Source organism: Pseudomonas sp. COR18, from assembly GCF_048568395.1.
In the GTDB taxonomy this organism is placed as follows: Bacteria; Pseudomonadota; Gammaproteobacteria; order Pseudomonadales; family Pseudomonadaceae; genus Aquipseudomonas; species Aquipseudomonas fuscovaginae_B.
This window is the reverse complement of record NZ_CP183808.1, coordinates 4,140,818-4,164,494: the sequence shown is the minus strand read 5'-3', so window position 1 is coordinate 4,164,494 and position 23,677 is coordinate 4,140,818. Positions and strand designations below refer to the sequence as shown.

Sequence of the window (23,677 nt, the reverse complement as noted above, 5' to 3'; positions counted from 1 at the left end):
TACTGGCGCTTCAGACCGCGGGGCCTGAACGGCTCTCGTCGAAGGTCTCGCTGTCCAGCGCGAGCACCTTGTCCAATATTGCCTGCGGACTGCCCTGACCTTCGACGGTGTGGGTCTTGTAGTTGAAGTCGAGGGCGATCCAGGCCTGCAGCTTGGCCTCATAACTGTTCGGATACTGAGCCTGCTCGATCGCCGGCAGCTCCTTGTAATGCTCCAGCGCCGAGGTGAAGAACTTGGTCAGCTTGCCGGTCTCATTGTATTCGGCCATCGCACTGGCCACGGCCTTCTGCCGCCAGGCATATTCCTGATCGGAGGACTCGCTCCAGGCCGCGCGTCGCTCGTTGGCGGTAAAGTTGCCACTGTCGTCGTAGATGATCAGCGAGAGCTGGTCCTGCGACATGCCGGCAAAGGGGTTGCGGCCATTGCCATTGACGAAGTCGGTGGCATTGCGTGCCCGCGCCAGCAACTCGGGATCATCGGTCGCCGGAACCTCGGCATCGTTGGCCGCCTTGTTGGCGAAGTAGCCATCGCCGCTGATCTGGCCCAGCAGTTCGCTGGCCTTGGCCCCCAACTCCTTTCGACTCAGGCTTGCATCCCTGGCGGCGGCACGGGCGGCGCTCTCGCTCAGTTGTCGAGAAAGCGGGGAAAGACGACTGGTGTCCTTCTGCCCGGTGGTTGCGGGAACCGCCGTTGCAGCCTTGGCCGAGTCGCCCTGGGCGGACGAAACCGTGGTGAGCTGGGCGCCGGACAGCGAACTGGAATTGATTGAACCTACCAAGATGGGACCCTCCCTGTTGATGGCCACTCCTCAAACCCTGGCCTGTCAGATTGTATCGGCGTTGTTTCAGGAAACTTGACCGGACACGATGGACGGCAGGAAAGCGGAGCCCGCAGGCTCCGCCACCGACTTACTTCATGGTGAATTCGACGGACCAGGCATAGGTGGAGATGTTGGTCGAAGTCACTTTCGCCGTGCACACCGCACCACCGCTTGGAGTCGCGGTGTTGTTCCATTTCGGCGTGGTCGACCCCAGCGGGCCGGCCATTGCGACATAGGTGGCCAGGAAGGTGCAGGTCTTGTTGCCGATGGTGTAGCGAAGGTTGGCATAGTTGGCGAGCGGAGAGATGTTGCTCTGGACGACGTAGGTGTCAGCCCCGCCAGCCTTGACCGTGGTCACCGGCTTGGGCACCGCATTGACGCTGGTGGTGGCTTCGTTGCTGGTGATGATCTTGTAGGTGGCATCGGCGGTACCGAGGTTCTTGAAGGTCACGGACACCGGCGGCCCGGCGAACGCCGATCCGGCCGCCAGGGTGGCCAGGGCCGCTACCGAAAACACCGACTTGAACAGCTTCATGCTTCTACTCCTGTGTTGGTTGGATTCCCTATCCACGGTCTTTCCGACTCCCCGGAGACATCCGTCCCGGGTACAGCCAGGTCGATGGCAGAACGTCGAAAATCATGGAAAACACAGAACCCCGCTTACGGCCCGGACAGAAGCCTCAGTTAGAAGCGACCGTCTCGCCGAGCGCCAGGGGTGGACGATGCAGGCGGCAGCATGAGGCTGCCAGATAGATGCAGGCGTTGACTGTGGCTTCCATGCCGAACGTTTTCTCTCCCTCGATCCGGCCGCCTGGCCGGAAATACCGCGAAACTTCAGGGTGCCCCATTATTCCTGGGGCGAATGTATTTAGCACAAAAAATTCCAAGCAGGAAAGCTCTGATAACTGCCGGAACATATCGCCACCGGCTGGAACAGCCCCTCCGGCGCCAGCGATTGCAACGCTCTGGCATGCGACTTTCCGCTGCGCAAACATGAAACTTTTGTCAGCAAAGCACCGAGTGAAACCGTGAAACCCAGTAAATCCGGGCCTCAGCGGATTGATACAGATTTTGCAAAAGTGAATTTCATTTCCCACCGATTTACGTAGGAAGCTAATGAATCATATAACGAAGTCCTGCGACGCATTGCCGCAGCTCAACAGTAACAGGAGCTTGCAGATGACCGTAAAAGTGACCGAACGCGATGATGCACACATGTCCCATGAAGGCCTGGCCGCCGGTATCCGGATCTGGGACGTCCATCAACAGGACCTGCTGGTAGGCATGTTTCACAACGAGGCCGATGCTCAACAATACAAGAGCGAACTGGAAAGCCTCGAACTGAAGCGTCAGGCACAAAACTCCTGAAGCCCTGGCTCCAATGGCATCGCCGGCCCACGCAGCCGGTGGCGCCGGCCCAAACAAACCCCGCCTTTGGAGCGGGGTTTGTTTGGGTTACCACATCAGATCGTCAGGGATCTGGTAGGCGGCGTACGGATCATCCTCGTCCGGCACCTGGGTCTCGCTCAGGGCATTGAGCTGGACGATGCGCTCCGGAGCACGCTCCTGGATCTTCAGTGCCGCCTCGCGCGGGATCACTTCGTAACCACCACCGTGATGGACGATCGCCAGCGAGCCGTTGCTGAGCTTGTTGCGCATCAGGTTGTTGACCGACAGGCGCTTGACCTTCTTGTCATCAACGAAGTTGTAGTAGTCCTCGGTGGTCAGCTTGGGCAGGCGCGAGGTTTCGATCAACTGCTTGACCTGGGCCGCACGGGCCTTGGCTTCAGCCTTTTCCTGCTGCTGGCGGTTCAGCTCCTGATCGCGCTTGACCTTCTCGGCCTGCGCTTGCTGGGCCAGGCGCGCCTGGGTATCGTCAGCCTCGGCCTGGCCCTTGTGGACCAGCCGCTGGTGTTTCTGTTTGTCCTTGCTGACCTGCTTGGCCTGCTTTTGATTGACCAGGCCTGCCTTGAGCAGCTGGTCGCGAAGGGAAAGGCTCATGATGCTTACTCACTTGGGGTCAACGACTCAGCCGCAGCTGGGTGCATTCTTTTCCTGACGCTTGGCTTCGCCCCACAAGGCGTCCAATTCTTCGAGGGTGCAATCTTCCATGGGACGATGGGTATCGCGCAATGCCTGTTCGACAAATCGGAAACGTCGGTCGAACTTGCCATTGGCACCACGCAGGGCGTTTTCCGGGTCGACCTTGAGGTGCCGGGCCAGATTGACCACGCTGAACAGCAGGTCGCCGACCTCGTCGGCCATAGCCGCCGAGTCGTTGTCCGCCATCGCTTCAAGCACTTCGTCGAGTTCTTCACGGATCTTGTCCACCACCGGCAGCGCCGCCGGCCAGTCGAAACCGACCTGGGCGGCACGCTTCTGCAGTTTTGCCGCCCGGGACAGTGCCGGCAAGGCGGCAGGCACGTCATCAAGCAGCGACAACTGCTCGGGAGCGCGGTGGTTCTCGGCGCGCTCCTCGGCCTTGATCTCTTCCCAGCGCCGCTTGACCTGCTCTTCGCTCAGACGCGGCAAGTCCACCGGGGCATACAGGTCGCCGGTGGGGAATACATGGGGGTGGCGACGGATCAACTTGCGGACGATGCCATCGACCACGCCGTCGAACTCGAAACGCCCTTCTTCACGGGCCAGTTGGCTGTAGTAGACCACCTGGAACAGCAGGTCGCCCAGTTCCCCCTGCAGATGCTCGAAATCCCCGCGCTCGATGGCGTCGGCCACCTCGTAGGCTTCCTCAAGCGTGTGGGGAACGATGGTGGCATAGCTTTGCTGGATGTCCCAGGGGCAACCGTATTGCGGGTCGCGCAGCCGGGCCATCAGGTGCAGCAGGTCTTGGAGGCTGTACATCAGTCGTTCTCTGTACGATTGAATTGAGCTTCGCGAGCGAAGGTATGACGAGGCGGAGCCTGGACGAAAAAGCGGAGTTGACTGTAGTCAATGAGCATTTTCGTCCAGGCTCCAACGAAGCCGGACCGAGCGCAGCAGCTCAAGTCGTGCGGTTGCGCCGGGTTTCGATGATGTTGGGTAGTTGGGAAATCCGCCCCAGCAACCGCCCCAACGCGTCCAGCCCCGGGATCTCGATGGTCAGGGACATCAACGCGGTGTTGTCCTCCTTGTTCGAGCGGGTGTTGACCGCCAGCACGTTGATCCGCTCGTTGAGCAACACCTGGGACACGTCACGCAGCAGACCGGAACGGTCGTAGGCGCGGATCATGATATCCACCGGATAGGTCGATACCGGCACCGGCCCCCAGCTGACCTGGATGATCCGCTCCGGCTCGCGCGAGCTCAGTTGCAGCACCGAGGCGCAGTCCTGGCGGTGAATGCTCACCCCGCGGCCCTGGGTGATGTAGCCGACGATGGCATCGCCCGGCAGCGGCTGGCAGCAGCCGGCCATCTGGGTCATCAGGTTGCCGACGCCCTGAATCTGAATGTCGCCGCGCTTGCCCGGCTTGTACCCGGCGGACTTGCGCGGGATCAATTCCAACTGCTCGTTGCCACGCTCGGGCTCGACCAGTTGCTGCGCGGTGTTGACCAGTTGCGCCAGGCGCAGGTCGCCGGCGCCGAGGGCGGCGAACATGTCCTCGGCGGTCTTCATGTTGGCCTTGTCGGCCAGCTTGTCGAAGTCCACCTGGGGCAGGTCCAGGCGCGTCAGCTCGCGTTCGAGCAAGGTCTTGCCGGCCGCAACGTTCTGGTCACGCGCCTGCAGCTTGAACCAGTGGACGATCTTCGCCCGCGCCCGCGAGGTGGTCACGTAGCCCAGGTTCGAGTTCAGCCAGTCGCGGCTCGGCGTGCCGTGCTTGCTGGTGATGATCTCCACCTGCTCGCCGGTCTGCAGGCTGTAGTTGAGCGGCACGATGCGCCCGTTGATCTTCGCGCCCCGGCAGTTGTGGCCGATCTCGGTGTGCACGCGGTACGCGAAGTCCAGCGGCGTGGCGCCCTTGGGCAGGTCGATCGCATGCCCGTCCGGGGTGAAGACATAAACCCGGTCCGGCTCGATATCGACCCGCAGCTGGTCCGCCAGGCCACCGATGTCCCCCAGTTCCTCGTGCCATTCCAGCACCTGGCGCAACCAGGAGATCTTCTCTTCATAGTGGTTGGAGCCGGACTTGACGTCGGTGCCCTTGTATTTCCAGTGGGCGCAGACGCCGAGTTCCGCCTCCTCGTGCATGGCGTGGGTGCGGATCTGCACTTCCAGCACCTTGCCTTCCGGCCCGATCACCGCAGTGTGCAGCGAGCGATAGCCGTTTTCCTTGGGGTTGGCGATGTAGTCGTCGAATTCCTTGGGGATATGCCGCCACAGGGTGTGGACGATCCCCAGCGCGGTGTAGCAGTCGCGCATTTCCGGCACCAGCACACGAACCGCGCGCACGTCGTAGATCTGGCTGAACTCCAGACCCTTGCGCTGCATTTTGCGCCAGATCGAATAGATGTGCTTGGCCCGGCCGCTGATGTCGGCCTTGACGCCGGTCGCCAGCAGTTCGTTTTCCAGCTGGCACATCACCTCGCTGATGAAACGTTCGCGATCGAGCCGCCGCTCGTGCAGCAGCTTGGCGATCTGCTTGTACTGGTCGGGCTCCAGGTAACGGAAGGACAGGTCCTCCAGCTCCCACTTGATATGCCCGATACCCAGGCGATGGGCCAGCGGCGCGTAGATGTCGAACACCTCGCGGGCCACGCGGTTGCGCTTCTCCTCGTCGGCGGTCTTCACCGCCCGGATGGCGCAGGTCCGCTCGGCCAGCTTGATCAGCGCGACACGCACGTCGTCGACCATCGCCACGAGCATCTTGCGCAGGTTCTCCACCTGCACCTGGGTACCCATGACCTGGGACTGGCGCGGGCTGAGGCTGGCACTGATGGCCGCCATGCGCAGCACGCCATCGATCAGCTTGGCCACCACCGGGCCGAATTTCTGGCTGACCGCCGGCAACAGGATCTGCCCCTGGCGCACGCCACGGTACAGAACGGCGGCGACCAGCGAATCCTGGTCGAGCTTGAGGTCGGCGAGGATATCGGCGATCTCGAGCCCGGTACTGAAACTGCCCCCTTCGGCCCATGCATCCTGGGTCGGCAGGGTCTGCTGTTCGGCAAGCCGTGCGTACTCGCAGGCCTCCTTCAATGCTTCGCGGTCCAGCGCCGGATCGACGCTCACCGTATGGTCGAGCCATGCCTCGAGATTGATACTGCCGTCGGTGTTGATCGGCTGGTGTGCTCTCACCTGTACCATCTTGCTTACCTTCCCTACGACGCAGATTCAATGCGTCAGAATCGCTGGCCGTACATTGTCCCCTGCACTCCGGCAGGGCTGGTCGGAGTGCGGGGACGGCCAGTCAGACTAGACGAGCATCCTGGCTCGTTTCAAATAACGCCATGGCCTCGACATGCGCTGTCTGCGGAAACATATCGAGGATCCCGGCACGTTTTAACCGGTAGCCCTGCTTGATCAATTCGACCGTGTCGCGCGCCAGAGTCGCGGGGTTGCACGACACATACACCAGACGCCTGGCACCCAATCCGGCAAGCTTGCCGACCATCTCGAAGGCACCGTCGCGTGGTGGGTCCAAGAGTACCGCAGAAAAGCCTGCTTTGGCCCAACCGGCATCATTCAGAGGCTGGGATAAATCGGCCTGAAAAAAGCTCGCGTTATGCAGATTGTTCGCAGCGGCATTGGCGGCAGCCCGCTCGACCATGGTCTGCACGCCCTCCACCGCCACCACCTCGCGCACCTGGCGGGCCAGTGGCAGGGCGAAGTTGCCCAGGCCGCAAAACAGGTCCAGCACCCGCTCATCGGGCGCCGGCTGCAGCCAGTCGAGCGCCTGGGCCACCATCGCCTCGTTGACCCCGGCGTTGACCTGGACGAAATCCCCCGGCCGATAGGCCAGTTCCAGGTTCCACCGTTCCAGGCGATAGCCCAGCGGCAGCGAGGCGTCCACCGGCTGCGGAGCGTCTTCGCCCTGCAGCCAGAGCTGTGCGCCATGCCGTTCGCAGAAGTCGCGCAGGATCTGCAGGTCATCGGCCGACAGCGGCGACATGTGCCGCAGCAACAGCGCCACCGCCGAACCGCTGAACAGTTCGACATGCCCCAGCGACTGGGGTTTGCCCAGGCGCCGGAGCATCGCCGGCAGACCGTTCATGAGCGGCTGCAGGGCCGCGACCAGCACCGGGCAGTCGTCGATGGCGACGATGTCCTGGCTGGACGCCGCACGAAAGCCGACCTCCAGTTGCCTGGCCCGGGCATCCCAGCGCACCGCCACCCGGGCCCGCCGACGATAGCCGAACTCGGGACCGCTCAGCGGCGCCGCCCATTCCTCCGGCTCGACACCAGCTACCCGCGACAGCTGCTCGGCGAGCAGGCGCTGCTTGAGCGCCAACTGGTCTGCATGGGGCATGTGCTGAATACTGCAACCACCGCAGCGCCCGGCATGGGCGCAGGGCGCCGCACGGCGCTGGTCGCTGGCGAGCAGCAGGCGCTCGCTGCGCGCCTCGACGACCTTGCCATGGGCGCCCAATACCCGCGCCTCGACTTCCTCGCCGGCCAGGGCGCCGGCGACGAACCAGGTACGCCCCTCGATAAAGGCGATGCCGCGGCCGTCATTGGCCAGCCGCTCGATCGTCAGCCGCTGTTTCTTGCCCACGGGCACTTGCGGGGCCCGGCTGCCGCCAGTCGGCTGGAAGCGCAGGCCTTTGTGCTGTCTGGCCATCAGTTGGGAGAATCGTAGATGCCGGTCGACAGGTAGCGGTCGCCGCGGTCACAGATGATCGCGACCATCACCGCGTTCTCGACCTCGCGCGACAGGCGCAGCATGGCCGCCACCGCACCGCCCGAGGACACGCCACAGAATACGCCTTCCTCACGGGCCAGACGACGCATGACGTCTTCCGCTTCCTCCTGGCCCATGTCGACGATGCGGTCGACCCGCTCGGATTGGAAAATCCGGGGCAGGTACTCATGGGGCCAACGACGGATGCCCGGGATCGTGGCACCTTCCATCGGCTGCAGGCCGACGATCTGCACGCCGGGATTCTGCTCCTTCAGGTAGCGCGATACGCCCATGATGGTCCCGGTGGTGCCCATGGAACTGACGAAGTGGGTGATGGTGCCCTGGGTCTGCCGCCAGATTTCCGGACCGGTGCCGGTGTAGTGAGCCTCGGGGTTGTCGCCGTTGGCGAACTGGTCGAGCACCTTGCCGCGGCCTTCGGCCTGCATCCGCTCGGCGAGGTCGCGGGCACCTTCCATGCCCTCCTCGCGGCTGACCAGGATCAGCTCGGCGCCATAGGCGGTCATCGCCGCCTTGCGCTCGGCCGTGGAGTTGTCGGGCATGATCAGGATCATCCTGTAGCCCTTGATCGCCGCGGCCATGGCCAGGGCAATCCCGGTGTTGCCCGAGGTCGCCTCGATCAGTGTGTCGCCGGGCTGGATCTGCCCACGCAATTCGGCGCGGGTGATCATCGACAGGGCCGGACGGTCCTTCACGGAGCCTGCTGGATTGTTCCCTTCAAGCTTGAGCAGGAGGGTATTGCTGGTATTTCCAGGCAGGCGTTGCAGACGAACCAGGGGCGTGTTGCCGATGCAATCGGCGATAGTTGGATACTGCAAGGTCATGGCGTATTCGCAATCCAGACTGCGGGGGGCGCCTATCATACCGGCAAACGCCTGCGGCCCATATCACGCAAAGTGCGATGCTTATGGCTTCTGGCTATAAGCCGCTTCGAGAATGCCGAGGGCGCTGCCCGCATCCGCAGGCATGCAGGCCAGCAGCCGTACATTCAGGCGCAGCCCCTGCGCAGTGTTCTGTGCCCAGACCGAGCCGCCCTGACGCTGCACGGCATTGCGCGCGATACTCAGGCCGAGGCCGAAGCCGCCGTCTCCGGGGCGCGAACCGTCAAGGCGGGTGAACGGTGCGAAGATCCGCTCCAGGTCCTGCTCGGCCACGCCACCGCCCTGGTCTTCCAGCCACACGACCCAGTACGGACCTTCGCGGCGCCCGTCGAGACGGATGGTCCCGCCCGGCGGCGAATGGCGGATCGCATTGCGCAGAATGTTCTCCAGGGCCTGGGCCAGGCTGTTGAGGTGGCCACGCACCCAGCACGAGGCATCCAGCGCGCAGTGCAGACGCGTCGAGGGCCAGCCGCTTTCATAACAGGCATCCTCCACGAGCATTTCCCAGAGGGCCTGGAGCTGGATGTCCTCCTTGTGCAGGGGCGCCCGCTCGGTATCGAGCCAGGCCAGTTGCAGGGTGTCCTCCACCAGCCGCTGCATGCCGTCGACTTCACGGGCCAGGCGCCTGCGCAGCTCATCCAGGCTCTCCTCGCCATCACAGCAGACACGCAGGCGACTGAGGGGGGTGCGCATTTCATGGGAGAGGTCGCGCAACAGTTGCTGCTGCAGGCCCACGGTGGTTTGCAGGCGCTCGGACATCTGGTCGAATGCCCGCCCCAGTTCGCCCAGCTCGTCCTGGCGGCTGGTGGTGCGCGACGACAAGCGGGTGCCCAACTGATCGGCACGCCAGGCATTGGCCTGGGCCCGCAGGTGGTTCAACGGCTGGATCAGCAGGCGGTACAGGCCGACACACAACAACAGCGTGAACAGCCCCGGAATCAGCCCATTGGTGACCAGGCGCCAGAACCACTGGTAGCGCCCGGGCATGAAGCGCTGTGGCAACTCCATCACCAGGCTGCCGGCCTCCGGATTCTGCGGGAAGGGAACCTTCAGCCAGGGCAACCCGACCACATGACGGCTCACCGGCCAGTCCAGCCCACGCAAGAAGGTCAGGCGCTGGCTTTCGCTCCAGAGCAGGGGCTGCGAGGACAACGACTGCAGGTCGCCGCCGATGACCCCGCTCCAGGTCGACTCATGCTCGCGCAGTTCCTGCAGCCAGCGGTCGACCCCCGCCTGCCCGTCGGCCTCCCAGGCCTGCCCGGCGGCGAAGGCATAACCCTTGAGCGTGGTGCGTGCCTCCTCGGACAGGTAGGCGTTCTGCTGCTCCATGTAGCGGCCCCAGTACCAGCTCAGCCAGATCATCAGCAGACAGAACGCGACCAGCAGCAGGGCCAGCTTCCAGAACAGCGAATGTCGCCCGGGCAGCCTACACCTCATCGCCGGCGCTCAACACGTAGCCCTTGCCCCAGACCGTGCGCAGCTCGCGCTCGGTGTAGCCGACCGCCTTGAGCTTGCGGCGAATCTGGCTGACATGCATGTCCAGGCTGCGGTCGTGGGTCGCATAGCCACGCTGCAGGACATGTTGATAAAGGAAGGCCTTGCTCAGTACCTCGTCGCCATGACGGTGCAGGGTCTCCAGCAGACGGTACTCGCTGCGGGTGAGGCCCGCCCATTGCGCGCCGAAGTGCACATCGCAGAGTTCATCGTCGAAACGCAGGGCATGCCCGGCCTCACGCGGTAGCGCCACCGGCAGGGGCATGGGGCGCCGCTCCAGGGCGACCCGGCGCAGGATGGCCTCGATCCGCACCCGCAACTCCGCCATGCTGAACGGCTTGGGCAGGTAGTCGTCGGCGCCCAGGCGAAAACCGCTGATGCGGTCCGCCTCGGCACCGAGGGCGGACATCAGGATCACCGGCAGCGAATGACTGCGACGCAGATGCGTCAGTACTTCGAGGCCATCCATGCCTGGCAGCAGGATGTCCATCAACACCACGTCGAAGACCTGATTGCGCGCCAGCTCCAGGCCGTCCTGGCCGTTGCGGCACCAGGTCACCTCGAAGCCGCAGCGGCCCAGTTGCTCGTGCACGTAGGCCCCGAGCACGGTGTCATCTTCGATCGCCAGAATACTCGGCTGGCCAACAGGTACGGGATTCATTAGTGTCTGCAAACAATTCTCAATAACCAATTATTCAAGATTGCCACCGCCGCGACAAGCCGGCGACGGCGCCCGGCTGTCAGATGCCGCTCCCGCAGGCATGGACGGCCCGGCGAACTTTGCGAGATTTCCGCCACCTCATATGGCTACACTGCGCAGGTGGAGCGGGCGCAGGAAGCGCTCGCCGGAAATAGAAGATCGCCGTGTCTGCCAAACGCCGTATCTGATGGAGAGTATTGCGTGCTTAAGAACCTGGGCATCAAAGGCCGAGTCCTCCTGCTCACCCTGCTGCCGACCACGCTGATGGCGCTGGTGCTGGGCGGGTATTTCACCTGGTTGCAGCAATCGGAACTGCAAAGCCAGCTGCTGCAGCGTGGCGAAATGATCGCCGAACAGTTGGCCCCGCTGGTGGCCCCGGCTCTGAGCCGCAACGACAGCGAACAGTTGGAGCGGGTCGCCGCCCAGGCCCTGGAGCAGACCGATGTACGCGCGGTGTCATTCCTCGGCGCCAATCGCGAGCAACTGGCCCATGCCGGCCCGAGCATGCTCAACCAGCCGCCCACCGGCAACAGCAGCCACATGCTGCAACGCAGCGGCAACGATGCCACCCGCTACCTGCTGCCGGTGTTCGGACGGCATCGCAGCATGGCCGGCGAACCGGTCCCCGACGAGGCCGACCGGCTGCTGGGCTGGGTCGAGCTGGAGCTGTCGCACAACGGCATGCTGCTGCGCGGCTACCGCAGCCTGTTCGCCAGCCTGCTGCTGATCGCCACCGGCCTGCTCGGTACCGCGCTGCTGGCCCTGCGCATGAGCCGCACCATCAATGCCCCGATCAGCAAAATCCGGCAGGCCGTCGCGCAACTCAAGGATGGCAACCTGGAAACCCGCCTGCCGGCGCTCGGCAGCCAGGAACTGGATCAATTGGCCTCGGGTATCAACCGCATGGCCGAGACCCTGCAGAACGCCCAGGAAGAGTTGCAGCACAGCATCGACCAGGCCACCGAGGACGTGCGCCAGAACCTGGAAACCATCGAGATCCAGAACATCGAACTCGACCTGGCACGCAAGGAAGCCCTGGAAGCCAGCCGGATAAAGTCCGAATTCCTCGCCAACATGAGCCACGAGATCCGCACCCCGCTCAATGGCATCCTCGGCTTCACCCATCTGCTGCAGAAAAGCGAGCTGACGCCGCGCCAGCTGGATTACCTGAGCACCATCGAAAAGTCCGCCGACAGCCTGCTGGGCATCATCAACGAGATCCTCGACTTCTCGAAGATCGAAGCCGGCAAGCTGGTGCTCGACAGCATTCCGTTCAACCTGCGCGACCTGCTGCAGGATACCCTGACCATCCTCGCCCCGGCGGCCCATGCCAAACAGCTGGAACTGGTCAGCCTGGTCTATCGCGACACCCCGTTGTCATTGATCGGCGACCCGCTGCGACTCAAGCAGATCCTCACCAATCTGGTGAGCAACGCCATCAAGTTCACCCGCGAAGGCACCATCGTCGCCCGGGCCATGCTCGAAGAGGAACACGAGGACAGCGTGCAACTGCGCATCAGCGTGCAGGACACCGGCATCGGCCTGTCGAGCCAGGATGTGCGGGCGCTGTTCCAGGCCTTCAGCCAGGCCGACAACTCGCTGTCCCGGCAACCCGGCGGTACCGGCCTTGGCCTGGTGATCTCCAAGCGCCTGATCGAGCAGATGGGCGGCGAGATCGGCGTCGACAGCACGCCGGGCGAAGGCTCCGAGTTCTGGATCAGCCTGAGCCTGCCCAAGACCCGCGACGATATCGAGGACCTGCCTGCCGCGCCGCTGCTCGGTCGACGCGTCGCCGTACTGGAACACCACGAACTGGCGCGCCAGGCCTTGCAGCACCAACTGGAAGACTGCGGCCTGGAGGTGATTCCGTTCAACAGCCTGCCGGGCCTGGCCAACGGCGTCACCGGCACCCACCAGACCGAACAGGCCATCGACCTCGCAGTCCTCGGCGTCACGGCCCAGGACATGCCGCCAGAGCGGCTGAACCAGCACATCTGGGACCTGGAACACCTCGGCTGCCGGGTGCTGGTGTTGTGCCCGACCACCGAACAGACCCTGTTCCATCTCTCGGTGCCCAACCCGCACAACCAGCTCCAGGCCAAACCGGCCTGCACCCGCAAGCTGCGTCGGGCTCTGTCGGACCTGATCGCCCCGCGCCCGGCACGCCTGGAGCCCAGCGAACCGCTTGGCAGCCGGGCGCCACGGGTGCTGTGCGTGGACGACAACCCGGCCAACCTGCTGCTGGTGCAGACACTGCTCGAAGACATGGGCGCCGAGGTGCTGGCGGTCGATAGCGGCTACGCGGCGATCGATGCGGTACAGCAGGCCAGTTTCGACCTGATCCTGATGGACGTGCAGATGCCCGGCATGGACGGTCGGCAAGCGACCGAGGCGATTCGCCAGTGGGAAAACGAACGGCAAAGCGCCGCGCTGCCCATCGTCGCCCTGACCGCCCACGCCATGGCCAACGAAAAGCGGGCGTTGTTGCAAAGCGGCATGGACGACTACCTGACCAAGCCCATCAGCGAACGCCAACTGGCCCAGGTGGTGCTGAAATGGACCGGTCTGGCCCTGCGCAACCAGAGCCAGGAACGTGGCGGCGACGCCGGCAGCAACGCTGCCGAGCTGCTGGTGCTCGACCCGGAAGAAGGCCTGCGCCTGGCTGCCGGCAAGGCCGACCTGGCCGCCGACATGCTGGCGATGCTGCTGGCCTCGCTGGATGCCGACCGCGAGGCGATCCGTTCAGCCCGCGAGGCCCAGGACAACAATGGCCTGATCGAGCGCGTCCATCGCCTGCATGGCGCCACCCGCTACTGCGGCGTACCGCAGTTGCGCGCGGCCTGCCAGCGCAGCGAGACCCTGCTCAAGCAGGACGATGCCAACGCCCACCAGGCCCTGGACGAGCTGGACATGGCGATCGCCCGCCTGGCCATCGAGGCCCGGGTCAGCGCCTGATCCACGGCAATACACGCCCAGGTGAGCGGCGCTAGGCTGCCGGTCACTTTCGAAAGGAAAATCGTCATGCGTGGAATACTCTTCAGCAGCCAGACCTACGACCGCGACAGTTTCCAGGCCAGCGCCCCGCCCGCCGGCCTCGAACTGCACTTCCAGGCCGCGCGCCTGAGCGTGGATACCGCGCCCCTGGCCGAGCGGCACGAGGTGGTCTGCGCCTTCATCAACGATGACCTGAGCGCCCCGGTACTGGAACAACTGGCCGCCGGCGGCACCCGCCTGATCGCGCTGCGTTCGGCCGGCTACAACCACGTCGACCTGACCGCCGCCCGGCGCCTGGGCCTGAGCGTGGTCCGCGTACCCGCCTACTCGCCCCACGCCGTGGCCGAACATGCGGTGGCGCTGATCCTCGCGCTCAACCGTCGCCTGCACCGGGCCTACAACCGTACCCGCGAGGGCGACTTCAGCCTGCACGGACTGACCGGCTTCGACCTCGCTGGCAAGACCGTCGGCATCGTCGGTACCGGCCAGATCGGCGCGACCTTCGCACGGATCATGGCCGGCTTCGGCTGCCAGCTGCTGGCCTACGACCCCTACCCGAACCCGGAGGTCCTGGCCCTCGGCGCCCGCTACCTGGAACTGCCGGAACTGCTCGCCCAGTCGCGGATCATCAGCCTGCATTGCCCGCTGACCGCCGACACCCGCTACCTGATCAACCGCGACAGCCTCGCCCACCTGCAGCCCGGGGCCATGCTGATCAATACCGGGCGCGGCGGCCTGGTGGACACGCCGGCCCTGATCGACGCGCTCAAGGATGGCCAGCTCGGCTACCTCGGGCTGGACGTCTACGAGGAGGAGGCCCAACTGTTCTTCGAGGACCGCTCCGACCTGCCGCTGCAGGACGACGTGCTGGCGCGGCTGCTGACCTTTCCCAATGTGATCGTCACCGCGCACCAGGCCTTCCTGACCCAGGAAGCCCTGGCGGCGATCGCCGCCACCACCCTGGACAACATCGCCGCCTGGCAAGCCGGCCGGCCGCAGAACCTGGTGGAGGGCTGATCGGCGGGAAAGCCCGGCCAACCGGATCGAAGGTCGCAAGCGGCTGCCATCGGTCGGGCCTCTGCGTGCTAGCATATCGGCCATATTTGGAGGACCCATGGTCGAACACGATTTCCGCTACAGCCTGATGAACCCGCAACACACCCTGACCGAATGCCGCGCCCTGGTGCCGGGTCGCTACCAGGTCACCGGCAACGGTGGCTCGATCCGCATCGACGACGTGCTGCTGGTCACCCTCAAGGGCAGCCGTGACCTGTCCATGCGCCTGACCGTCGAAACCGTAAGGCACCTGATCAACCCGCCCGGGCAGTGGACCGCCATGGCCCGTGGGCCGGTGTTCGGCGAGTTGGCCATCCACCAGTGGCAGGTCAATTGCGACAGCTGCGCCAAACAGTTGGACTTCGAATTCGCCGTGGACGCCAAGCTCGGCACCTCGGCACAGAAACCCGCAGCCACGGCCCGTATCGCCGAGCTGGGCTGGACCACCCAGGGCGAGAAGCACCTCTGCCCGAAATGCCAGGAGGCAATATGATGAAACAAGCGGTGATTCTGGGGATGCTGGCCACCAGCCTGTTGGGCTGTGCCGGCGACCGTGTGCACCTGCAACAGGATCACAGCTATGTGCTGGAGTGGATCGGCGAACGTCCACTGATCGACAACAGCCACCTGACCGTCACCCTTGGCGATGACGGCCGGGCCTATGGCAGCGGCGGTTGCAACCACTGGTTCGCCCCCTACACCCTGGACGGCGACAACCTGAGCTTCGGCAAGGTCGGCAGCACCCGCAAACTCTGCGCCCCTGCCCTGATGGAGCAGGAGAAACGCTTCCTGCAGGCGCTGGAAAACGTTCAGCGCTGGGACATCTCCCCCGTCGAACAGGTACGCTTCTGGCCAGCCCAGGGCCAACCACTGCGCCTGTGGTCTGAAGAAGGCTGACGGCCCGGCCGTTGCGCGGCGCCTTCACCCAAGGCGCCGTGACGTCTGCCGGGTTAGCGCTCAGCCCTTGAGCGCCTTGAGTTTCGCCAGCACACCGGCTGCGGTCTGCTCCCCCATCAGTTGCTCGCGCACCTTGCCCTTGTCGTCGATGATGTAGGTCACCGGCAACGCCTCGCTGCGAGGCAGCTCGAAAAGATCCGCCGGGTCCTGCGCCAGCACCGTGAACCTGATCCCCAACGCTTCGGCCGCCTTGGCCAGGTCATCGCCCTGCAAACCGTCGAAGTTGACCCCGAACACACCCACCGATTGCTCCTTGAGCTGTTCGGAGAGGGCATTGAGCTCGGGAATCTCGGTGCGGCACGGGCCGCACCATTCCGCCCAGTAGTTGACCACCTTCCAGTGCTTGTCCAGGCGCTCGGCCGCCACCTTCTGGCCGTGTTGGTCAACCCCGTAGTCATTACCGCAACCGCTGAGCAGCAGCGCGCCCATCATCGCCAGTACGGCTGCCAATCGCCTTGCCATGTGTGCAATCCCCCGTCAAATGAGTCATCGACTGCGACCATTTACCTCGTACGGTTCAGGAGCGCTCGCCAGGCAGGTAGAATACCCGCCACCTTACGCAAGATGCGACCCGCACATGACCGATCTGACGCTCTATCACAACCCGCGCTGCTCGAAATCCCGTGGTGCGCTGGAACTGCTCGAAGCCCGTGGCCTGGCCCCGACCGTGGTGCGCTACCTGGAAACCCCGCTCGACGCGCCCCAGTTGCGCAGCCTGCTGGGCAAGCTCGGCATCAGCGCCCGACAACTGCTGCGCAGCGGCGAAGACGAGTACCAGAGCCTGAACCTGGCCGACAGCCAGCTCGGCGATGAGCAATTGATCGCCGCCATTGCCGCCCATCCGAAGCTGATGGAACGGCCGATCCTGGTCGCTGGCGACAAGGCCATCATTGGCCGGCCGCCGGAGAAGGTACTGGAGATCCTGCCGTGAGCGAGCCGTACGTTCTGGTGCTGTTCTACAGCCGCAACGGCTCCACCCGCGAAATGGCCCGGCAGATTGCCCGTGGCGTCGAGCAGGCCGGCCTGGAGGCACGCCTGCGCACCGTTCCGGCGATCTCCAGCGAATGCGAGGCGGTGGCGCCGGCCATCCCCGAGGAAGGCGCGCTGTATGCCAGCCTCGACGACCTGAAGCACTGTTCGGCCCTGGCGCTGGGCAGCCCGACCCGCTTTGGCAACATGGCGGCGCCGCTGAAGTACTTCATCGACGGCACCAGCAACCTGTGGCTGACCGGCGCCCTGGTGGGCAAGCCGGGGGCGGTGTTCACCTCCACCTCCAGCCTGCACGGCGGCCAGGAAAGCACCCTGCTGTCGATGCTGCTGCCCTTGCTGCATCACGGCATGCTGATCACCGGCCTGCCCTACAGCGAATCGGCACTGCTCGATACCCGTGGCGGCGGAACGCCCTATGGTGCCAGCCACCACACCGGCAGCGATGGCAAGCGCCCGCTGGACGAACATGAAATCGCCCTGTGCCGCGCTCTCGGCCAGCGCCTGGCGAAGACGGCGTTGCAACTGGAGAAAGGTCGTGGCTAGGAAGCCCAAGGTACTGCCCAGCCAGGAGTGGCTGGAACCGCGCGTCAGGTTCGGCCGCTGGCTGGCCCTGGCGTGCTTCTTCGGTTTGATCGGTCTGCTGTGCCTGTATTACCTGGTATTCGCCGACCTGCACGGCGCCCGCCCCTGGGTGATCCTGCTGATCGAGCTGGTGCCGCTGCTGCCCCTGGTACCGGGGATGCTGACCGGCAGTGCCCGCGGTCACTCGTTCACCTGCTATGTGGTGAACCTGTACTTCATCAAGGGTGCGCTGGCGGCCTTCGACCCGAACCGGCAGGTGTTCGGTGTACTGGAAATGGCCGCGAGCCTGGCAGTGTTCTGCAGCGCGATGCTGTATGTGCGCTGGCGCCACCAGTTAAATCGGCGCCTGGCCGGGGAAGGCGCGCCACAAACGGCTTAGTGAAACGCTGTGGGAGCAGGATCAGTGGTTGACGGTGAACGCCAGCATCATCGACAACTGGCACATCGGTCGGCCACTCTCGGCATGCCACTGGTTGAAGGCGTCCTGGACGATCGCCAGATCGCGCAGGCTGGTCGGCACCTTGTCGATGATGTCCTGGGCGTTGAGCGCCGCCACCACGTCATTGCTCGGCACGAAGGTGTCCTTGCCGACCATCCGCAGCAGCCGCGGTGCCGACAGGCCACCGAGCTGATGCCCATGCCTGGCCAGGTACTTCCACAGACCGGTGATCTCGGTCACCGGCCAGTCGGCGATCAGGTTGCCGAAGCTGCCCTTCTCCTTCGCCACGTCCAACACCATCTGCGCATTGCGCGGCACGCTCTTGAGCTTGCCCAGGTGACGGATGATCCGCGTGTCCTGCATCAGCCGTTCCAGGTGCTCGGCGCCCATCAGCACCACCTTTTCCGGATCGAAGCCGAAGAACACCTGCTCGAAGGCCGGCCACTTGGCGTCCACCAGGCTGTGCTTGAGCCCGGCACGGAACACCCGCAGGGCGATCATCGACAGGTAGCGATCATCGCCTAGCGCACGCAGTTGCTCCGGGGTCCGGGGCACCGGCAGTTGCGCCTCCAGCGCCGCTGCCGAACCGAAACGGTTCAGGCAGTACTCGTGCAGCCACTTGTAGTCGCGCATGCCGCTTCCCTTACAGGTTCACGACATTGACGAAACGCGAGGCGGCGGTCTCGTCGATACGCAGGCTGGCGAAATCGAACAGGTTGCGGTCGGCCAGTTGCGACGGGCTGACATTCTGCAGGCCGCGGAAGATGTTCTCGGTACGGCCGGGGTTCTTGCGCTCCCACTCCTGCAGCATTTCCTTGACCACCTGGCGCTGCAGGTTCTCCTGGGAACCGCAGAGGTTGCATGGAATGATCGGGAATTGCTTGAAGTCCGAGTAGGCCTGGATGTCCTTCTCGCTGCAGTACGCCAGCGGCCGGATCACCACGTTGCGGCCATCGTCGGCCAGCAGCTTGGGCGGCATGGCCTTGAGCGAACCGTTGTAGAACATGTTGAGGAAGAAGGTCTCGACGATATCGTCGCGGTGGTGCCCCAGGGCCATCTTGGTCGCACCGATCTCGTCGGCGAAGGTATACAGCGTGCCACGGCGCAGGCGCGAGCACAGCGAGCAGGTGGTCTTGCCTTCCGGTACCAGCTCCTTGACCACCGAGTAGGTATCCTTCTCGACGATGTGATACTCCACACCCAGCTCTTTCAGGTAGGCGGGCAATACGTGCTCGGGGAAGCCGGGCTGCTTCTGGTCCATGTTCACGGCCACGATGTCGAACTTGATCGGCGCCACTTTCTGCAGGTGCATCAGAACGTCGAGCATGGTGTAGCTGTCCTTGCCACCCGACAGGCAGACCATCACCTTGTCACCGTCCTCGATCATGTTGAAGTCGGCGACTGCCTCGCCCGCCTGCCGGCGAAGGCGTTTCTGCAGTTTGTTCTGATTGACCGAAAGAGTGCCCATAGCCCTTGAAATCCGCGCGGTGTGTCGAAAAAGGCGACTATTTTACGCACAAACCGAGCGGGGTGGGAGTGGAGCGGACGGACGCGGGCTTGCCGGCGGGGCTTTTGCTGCACTCAAGCGGGCAAGCCCGCTCCCACAAGGCCTTGGCAGTCCCTGAAACGCTGATCCTGGGGGTACGGGCTTGCCCGCGAAGCCCTCCGGGGTACTTCACCAAATGCTACAACGCGATTACAGCCACGACCGACAGTGCGATTTGCTCTAAAACCCCGGTTTTATTGGCCCCAGCCCTTTCTATACTGCGACATAAGGTCGCAGACATATCCAGACCTCCGATTACTCTGGCCGTCTGTCCCGGCGCTCCGTTTGGGGGGCGATGGTAATAACGAAAGGAGTGACTGAGATGATCCATCACGTTGTGGGACTGTTCACCCATCCTGATCAGGAATGGCGGGAGATCCGTGGCGACGCCGAGGAAAGCATCGGCCACATGTACCTCACCCACACCCTGATTCTTGCCGCGATCCCTGCGGTCTCCGCCTTTATCGGCACCACCCGGGTCGGCTGGGTCATCGGCAACCGGGCGCCGGTCATGCTGACCCAGGAAAGCGCGATCTGGATGACCATCATGTCCTACCTGGCCATGCTTGCCGGGGTGGCGGTGATGGGCGCGTTCATCCACTGGATGGCCCGCACCTACGACGCCAACCCCACTCTGTCGCGTTGCGTCGCCTTTGCCACCTACACCGCCACCCCACTGTTCATCGGCGGCCTGGCAGCGCTCTACCCGCACATGTGGCTGGGCATGATCGTCGGCACGGCGGCGATCTGCTACACCGTCTACCTGCTGTACGTCGGCCTGCCGACGTTCATGAACATACCTTCGGACGAAGGTTTCCTGTTCTCCAGCTCGGTACTGGCCGTCGGGCTGGTCGTGCTGGTGGCGATCATGGCCTTCACCGTGGTCGTCTGGGGCCTGGGAGTGGGCCCGGTCTATACCAACTGAATAACCAGAAAACTGCCGACACAGGCCGCCGCAAGGCGGCCTCTTCATGTCGGCACGACCATTCGGCGCCTGACGGATTCGGAATCGCCGGGGTTTGCGGCATACTCGACGTCTCTGGAGAGATGTACAGCATGCCCGAGCAACTCAATACCCGCGTCGAAGACTGTTTCCTGCAAGCCGAATCCTTTTTCAAACGATCCTTCAAACGCCCCACCATCAGTCTCAAGCTGCGGGGCCAGAAAGCCGGTGTCGCCCACCTGCACGAGAACCTGCTGCGCTTCAACCCACAGTTGTACCGGGAGAACAGCGAGGACTTCCTGCGCCAGACCGTCCCCCACGAGGTCGCCCACCTGATTGCCCACCAACTGTTCGGCGACCGTATCCAGCCCCACGGCGAGGAATGGCAACTGATCATGCGCGGCGTCTATGAACTGCCGCCCAACCGCTGCCACACCTATGAAGTGCAACGGCGCAGCGTGACCCGCTACATCTATCGCTGCCCCTGTGCCGACAGTGATTTCCCCTTCTCGGCCCAACGCCATCGGCTGGTCGGCCAGGGGCGCCGTTATCTGTGTCGGCGCTGCCGACAGACGCTGGTGTTCAGTGGCGAGGTCCGCGTCGAGTAATCGGCAAGACCAACACCGGCCCTTGTGGGAGCGGGCTTGCCCGCGAAAAAGCCGGCACGGCCCCTCCCCTGGCTCAGCCCAGCACACCCGCCCTGCGCAACGCCACGATCCGCTCGTCGCTGTAGCCCAGCCCACGCAATACTTCATCCCCATGCTCGCCCACGCCGGCCCCGATATGCCTGGGCTGCGGCAAACCCTGGGAAAACTTTAGCGGACACGCCATCTGCGCCTGGCTGCCGCCCTCTCCACGTGGCACCTGCACCACGGCGCCCCGGGCCTTCAGTTGCGGGTGCTCGACCGCCTCGGGCAGATCCAGCACCGGTTCGACGCAGGCATCGATGCCGGCAAACAACCCGCACAGCGCCTCGTAGTCATGCTTCTCGAACTCCTCTTGCAACTGCTGCTTGAGCCACTGTTGTCGCGCAGGGTCGGGCGACAGCCCATGGCGGGCCAGTTCCGGACGCCCCAGCACACCACAGAACGCTTTCATGAAGTTCGGTTCCAGACTGCCGACAGAAAACCAGCGCCCGTCGCGACTGCGGTAATAGTCATAGAAACTGCCACCATTGAGCACTTGCGTCTCCCGTCCCGGCTCGACGCCACAGGCCAGAAAACCGGCGCCAGCCAAGGCATTCAGACTGAACGCGCAATCGGTCATGCTCACGTCGACGTACTGCCCCTGCCCCGTCTGGTGCCGGGCGATCACCGCCGCCAGCAAGCCGACCACCCCATGCAGGGAGCCCCCCGCCACATCCGCCACCTGCATTGCCAACGGCAAGGGCCCGCCCTGCGCCCGCCCGGTGTAGCTGGCCAGCCCCGACAACGCCAGGTAGTTGATGTCATGCCCGGCGCGATCACGATAGGGCCCGGTCTGACCGTAGCCGGTGATCGCCACGTAGATCAGCCGCGGATTGAGGCGCTTGAGCGCTTCATAGCCCAGGCCCAGGCGATCCATCACACCGGGACGGAATTGCTCCAGCAGGATGTCGTACTCGAGCACCAGTCGATGAACGATCGCCCGCGCTTGGGCCTGTTTGAGATCCAGGGCCAGGCTGCGCTTGTTGCGATTGAGATAGGCATGGCTGGCGGCAACGCCCTGGTCGTGGGGGGGCAACACCCGCAACAGATCCTGGCGCGTGGGCGATTCGATGCGCAGGACCTCGGCGCCCATGTCCGCCAGCAACAACGAGGCGAACGGCCCCGGCAGCAGCGTCGAGAAATCGAGAATCTTCAGCGAGGCCAGCGGGCCCCCTGCCGGCACTTGCGCGGTCTCTTGCACGGATTCCCGCATAGCCACCTACCTGATCAGCGCGATGCCTCAAAGAGTAGGCAGCCCATGGCTCGACGGCAATTACCGCAATGCTCGGGAAGACTGACGCAAACGTTCACCGACAGGCATGAAAAAACCCATCCGAGGATGGGTTCTTTCAACTTGCTCAGAGGCTTACTTGACGTTTGGCGCCTGGCCTTCGGCCACGCCCAGGTCGTCCAGGGTGCGCTCGTCTTCGATCGCGCGACCACCGGAAGCCAGTTCCGCGTGCAGCTTGTCTTCGTCCAGTTCCTTGACCCACTTGGCCACGACCACGGTCGCCACCGCGTTGCCCACCAGGTTGGTCAGGGCACGGGCTTCGGACATGAAGCGGTCGATACCCAGGATCAGCGCCAGGCCGGCAACCGGCAGGTGGCCTACGGCGGACAGGGTGGCGGCCAGTACGATGAAACCACTGCCGGTCACGCCAGCAGCGCCCTTGGAGGACAGCAGCAGCACCAGCAGCAGGGTGATCTGGTGAGTGATATCCATATGGGTGTCGGTCGCCTGGGCGATGAACACGGCCGCCATGGTCAGGTAGATCGAGGTACCGTCGAGGTTGAACGAGTAGCCGGTTGGAATCACCAGGCCCACAACCGATTTCTTCGCGCCCAGGCGCTCCATCTTCACCAGCATGCGTGGCAGAGCCGATTCCGAGGAGGAAGTCCCCAGTACGATCAGCAGTTCCTCACGGATGTAGCGAACCAGCTTCAGCACGCTGAAACCGTGGGCACGGCAGATGGCGCCCAGCACCAGCAGCACGAACAGCACGCAGGTGATGTAGAAGCAGATCATCAGCTGGCCGAGTTGCACCAGCGAGCCCACGCCGTAGGCGCCGATGGTGAAGGCCATGGCACCCAGCGCGCCCAGTGGCGCCAGTTTCATGATCATGTTGATGATGTTGAACATCGCGTGGGCGAAGCGATCGATCAGGTCCAGCAACGGACGGCCGTAGTCGCCCAGGCGATGCAGGGCGAAGCCGAAGATCACCGAGAACATCAGCACCTGCAGGATATCGCCGTTGGCGAAGGCACCGACGATGGTGTTCGGGATCACGTTCAGGATGAAGCCGACCACGCTCTGGTCCGCACCGGCAGTGACGTAGGCAGCGACCTTCTTGGCGTCCAGGGTGGCGACGTCGATGTGCATGCCGTTGCCCGGCTGGACAACGTTGACCACGATCAGGCCGATCAGCAGCGCGAGGGTCGAGACGATTTCAAAGTAGAGCAGTGCATAACCACCGGTCTTGCCGACCGATTTCATGCTTTGCATGCCAGCGATACCGCTGACCACGGTGCAGAAGATGATGGGGGCGATGACCATTTTGATCAGCTTGATAAAGCCGTCACCCAGTGGCTTGAGGGCCACGCCGGTCTGTGGGTAGAAATGGCCGAGCAGGATACCGATAGCGATCGCTACGATGACCTGGAAATACAGCGATTTGTACAGTGGCTGACGAGTCGTCATTGCAAAGTTCCTCAAGAGATCACCCAGCTGTCATCCATCTGACAGATGCGCAACCTGAAGCACGAACCCTCCTGCACCGGAGGGATTTGTTGTTTGT

At 63.9% G+C, this 23,677-nt stretch carries 24 protein-coding genes; 10 read left to right on the top strand and 14 right to left on the bottom strand.

The genetic code is table 11. The features are described from left to right. Positions 1-10 precede the first annotated feature (10 nt). Positions 11-778 carry a hypothetical protein gene (locus tag ACM62G_RS19220; RefSeq protein WP_419735351.1) on the bottom strand — a complete coding sequence of 256 codons (768 nt, stop codon included), beginning with the start codon at positions 776-778 and terminating at the stop codon, positions 11-13. Between the two features lie 130 nt (positions 779-908). Next, positions 909-1,355 carry a hypothetical protein gene (locus ACM62G_RS19215; RefSeq protein WP_054059799.1) on the bottom strand — a complete coding sequence of 149 codons (447 nt, stop codon included), beginning with the start codon at positions 1,353-1,355 and terminating at the stop codon, positions 909-911. A gap of 644 nt (positions 1,356-1,999) precedes the next feature. Here ACM62G_RS19215 and ACM62G_RS19210 point away from each other — a divergent pair. After that, complete coding sequence (locus ACM62G_RS19210) at positions 2,000-2,188, top strand: hypothetical protein (RefSeq protein ID WP_017902154.1); 189 nt, start codon at positions 2,000-2,002, stop codon at positions 2,186-2,188. Between the two features lie 87 nt (positions 2,189-2,275). Here ACM62G_RS19210 and ACM62G_RS19205 read toward each other — a convergent pair whose 3' ends face one another. From ACM62G_RS19205 to ACM62G_RS19175, 7 genes are all read right to left on the bottom strand, one after another. After that, positions 2,276-2,821 (bottom strand): DUF2058 domain-containing protein, encoded by a 546-nt coding sequence (locus ACM62G_RS19205; RefSeq protein WP_054059800.1) that lies wholly within the window; start codon positions 2,819-2,821, stop codon positions 2,276-2,278. Positions 2,822-2,848: 27 nt separating this feature from the next. Further along, on the bottom strand, positions 2,849-3,682 hold the full coding sequence (mazG, locus tag ACM62G_RS19200; protein ID WP_273825938.1) for a nucleoside triphosphate pyrophosphohydrolase: 834 nt from the start codon (positions 3,680-3,682) through the stop codon (positions 2,849-2,851). 139 nt (positions 3,683-3,821) lie between these two features. Continuing rightward, positions 3,822-6,062 (bottom strand): GTP diphosphokinase, encoded by a 2,241-nt coding sequence (gene relA, locus ACM62G_RS19195; RefSeq protein WP_054059802.1) that lies wholly within the window; start codon positions 6,060-6,062, stop codon positions 3,822-3,824. A gap of 103 nt (positions 6,063-6,165) precedes the next feature. Continuing rightward, complete coding sequence (gene rlmD, locus ACM62G_RS19190; protein WP_419735350.1) at positions 6,166-7,536, bottom strand: 23S rRNA (uracil(1939)-C(5))-methyltransferase RlmD; 1,371 nt, start codon at positions 7,534-7,536, stop codon at positions 6,166-6,168. Beyond that, positions 7,536-8,438: a cysteine synthase CysM gene (cysM, locus tag ACM62G_RS19185; protein WP_054057147.1), complete on the bottom strand. Its 903-nt coding sequence runs from the start codon at positions 8,436-8,438 to the stop codon at positions 7,536-7,538. The genes rlmD and cysM overlap by 1 nt, the downstream gene beginning before the upstream one ends. A gap of 81 nt (positions 8,439-8,519) precedes the next feature. Continuing rightward, positions 8,520-9,932, bottom strand: coding sequence for a histidine kinase sensor domain-containing protein (locus ACM62G_RS19180; RefSeq protein WP_419735349.1), 1,413 nt, complete (start codon positions 9,930-9,932; stop codon positions 8,520-8,522). Beyond that, positions 9,922-10,650 (bottom strand): response regulator transcription factor, encoded by a 729-nt coding sequence (locus ACM62G_RS19175; protein WP_416770212.1) that lies wholly within the window; start codon positions 10,648-10,650, stop codon positions 9,922-9,924. The genes ACM62G_RS19180 and ACM62G_RS19175 overlap by 11 nt, the downstream gene beginning before the upstream one ends. A gap of 240 nt (positions 10,651-10,890) precedes the next feature. Between ACM62G_RS19175 and ACM62G_RS19170 the strand changes: the two genes are divergently transcribed. The 4 genes from ACM62G_RS19170 (at position 10,891) to ACM62G_RS19155 (ending at position 15,636) form a co-directional block, all read left to right on the top strand. Next, positions 10,891-13,644 (top strand): response regulator, encoded by a 2,754-nt coding sequence (locus tag ACM62G_RS19170; RefSeq protein WP_273825935.1) that lies wholly within the window; start codon positions 10,891-10,893, stop codon positions 13,642-13,644. A 66-nt stretch (positions 13,645-13,710) separates the two neighbouring features. Continuing rightward, on the top strand, positions 13,711-14,700 hold the full coding sequence (locus ACM62G_RS19165) for a 2-hydroxyacid dehydrogenase (protein ID WP_054063108.1): 990 nt from the start codon (positions 13,711-13,713) through the stop codon (positions 14,698-14,700). A gap of 97 nt (positions 14,701-14,797) precedes the next feature. Then, positions 14,798-15,232, top strand: coding sequence for a hypothetical protein (locus tag ACM62G_RS19160; protein WP_273825934.1), 435 nt, complete (start codon positions 14,798-14,800; stop codon positions 15,230-15,232). Beyond that, positions 15,232-15,636: an META domain-containing protein gene (locus tag ACM62G_RS19155; RefSeq protein WP_054057141.1), complete on the top strand. Its 405-nt coding sequence runs from the start codon at positions 15,232-15,234 to the stop codon at positions 15,634-15,636. The genes ACM62G_RS19160 and ACM62G_RS19155 overlap by 1 nt, the downstream gene beginning before the upstream one ends. 60 nt (positions 15,637-15,696) lie before the next feature. Here ACM62G_RS19155 and ACM62G_RS19150 read toward each other — a convergent pair whose 3' ends face one another. Next, a complete protein-coding gene (locus tag ACM62G_RS19150; protein WP_054057140.1) occupies positions 15,697-16,158 on the bottom strand; it encodes a TlpA disulfide reductase family protein in 462 nt (153 codons plus the stop codon). Positions 16,159-16,273: 115 nt separating this feature from the next. Between ACM62G_RS19150 and arsC the strand changes: the two genes are divergently transcribed. The 3 genes from arsC to ACM62G_RS19135 are packed head-to-tail and all read left to right on the top strand — an operon-like array spanning position 16,274 to position 17,647. Beyond that, entirely contained in the window at positions 16,274-16,627 is a 354-nt protein-coding gene (gene arsC / locus ACM62G_RS19145) for an arsenate reductase (glutaredoxin) (protein ID WP_419735348.1), read from the top strand. Further along, complete coding sequence (wrbA, locus tag ACM62G_RS19140; RefSeq protein ID WP_054057138.1) at positions 16,624-17,229, top strand: NAD(P)H:quinone oxidoreductase; 606 nt, start codon at positions 16,624-16,626, stop codon at positions 17,227-17,229. Before arsC ends, wrbA begins: the two co-directional genes overlap by 4 nt. Then, complete coding sequence (locus ACM62G_RS19135; RefSeq protein ID WP_273825932.1) at positions 17,222-17,647, top strand: DUF2069 domain-containing protein; 426 nt, start codon at positions 17,222-17,224, stop codon at positions 17,645-17,647. Before wrbA ends, ACM62G_RS19135 begins: the two co-directional genes overlap by 8 nt. Before the next feature lie 21 nt (positions 17,648-17,668). Here ACM62G_RS19135 and ACM62G_RS19130 read toward each other — a convergent pair whose 3' ends face one another. Together ACM62G_RS19130 and ttcA are read right to left on the bottom strand one after the other, a co-directional pair. Beyond that, positions 17,669-18,340: a DNA-3-methyladenine glycosylase I gene (locus ACM62G_RS19130; RefSeq protein ID WP_419735347.1), complete on the bottom strand. Its 672-nt coding sequence runs from the start codon at positions 18,338-18,340 to the stop codon at positions 17,669-17,671. Positions 18,341-18,350: 10 nt separating this feature from the next. Beyond that, positions 18,351-19,175: a tRNA 2-thiocytidine(32) synthetase TtcA gene (gene ttcA / locus ACM62G_RS19125; RefSeq protein WP_017902139.1), complete on the bottom strand. Its 825-nt coding sequence runs from the start codon at positions 19,173-19,175 to the stop codon at positions 18,351-18,353. A 400-nt stretch (positions 19,176-19,575) separates the two neighbouring features. Here ttcA and ACM62G_RS19120 point away from each other — a divergent pair, with 400 nt between their 5' ends. Continuing rightward, positions 19,576-20,178 (top strand): Yip1 family protein, encoded by a 603-nt coding sequence (locus ACM62G_RS19120; RefSeq protein ID WP_054057135.1) that lies wholly within the window; start codon positions 19,576-19,578, stop codon positions 20,176-20,178. Between the two features lie 131 nt (positions 20,179-20,309). Next, a complete protein-coding gene (locus ACM62G_RS19115; RefSeq protein ID WP_054057148.1) occupies positions 20,310-20,804 on the top strand; it encodes a SprT family zinc-dependent metalloprotease in 495 nt (164 codons plus the stop codon). 73 nt (positions 20,805-20,877) lie between these two features. Here the strand turns inward: ACM62G_RS19115 and ACM62G_RS19110 are convergent, their stop codons facing one another. Both ACM62G_RS19110 and ACM62G_RS19105 read right to left on the bottom strand, forming a co-directional pair. Then, positions 20,878-22,095, bottom strand: a complete 1,218-nt coding sequence (locus ACM62G_RS19110) for a CaiB/BaiF CoA transferase family protein (RefSeq protein ID WP_419735346.1) — start codon at positions 22,093-22,095, stop codon at positions 20,878-20,880. 153 nt (positions 22,096-22,248) lie between these two features. After that, the gene (locus ACM62G_RS19105) at positions 22,249-23,580 is read right to left on the bottom strand and encodes a dicarboxylate/amino acid:cation symporter (protein WP_054057133.1); all 1,332 of its coding nucleotides are present in this window, start codon (positions 23,578-23,580) and stop codon (positions 22,249-22,251) included. Positions 23,581-23,677: the final 97 nt, after the last annotated feature.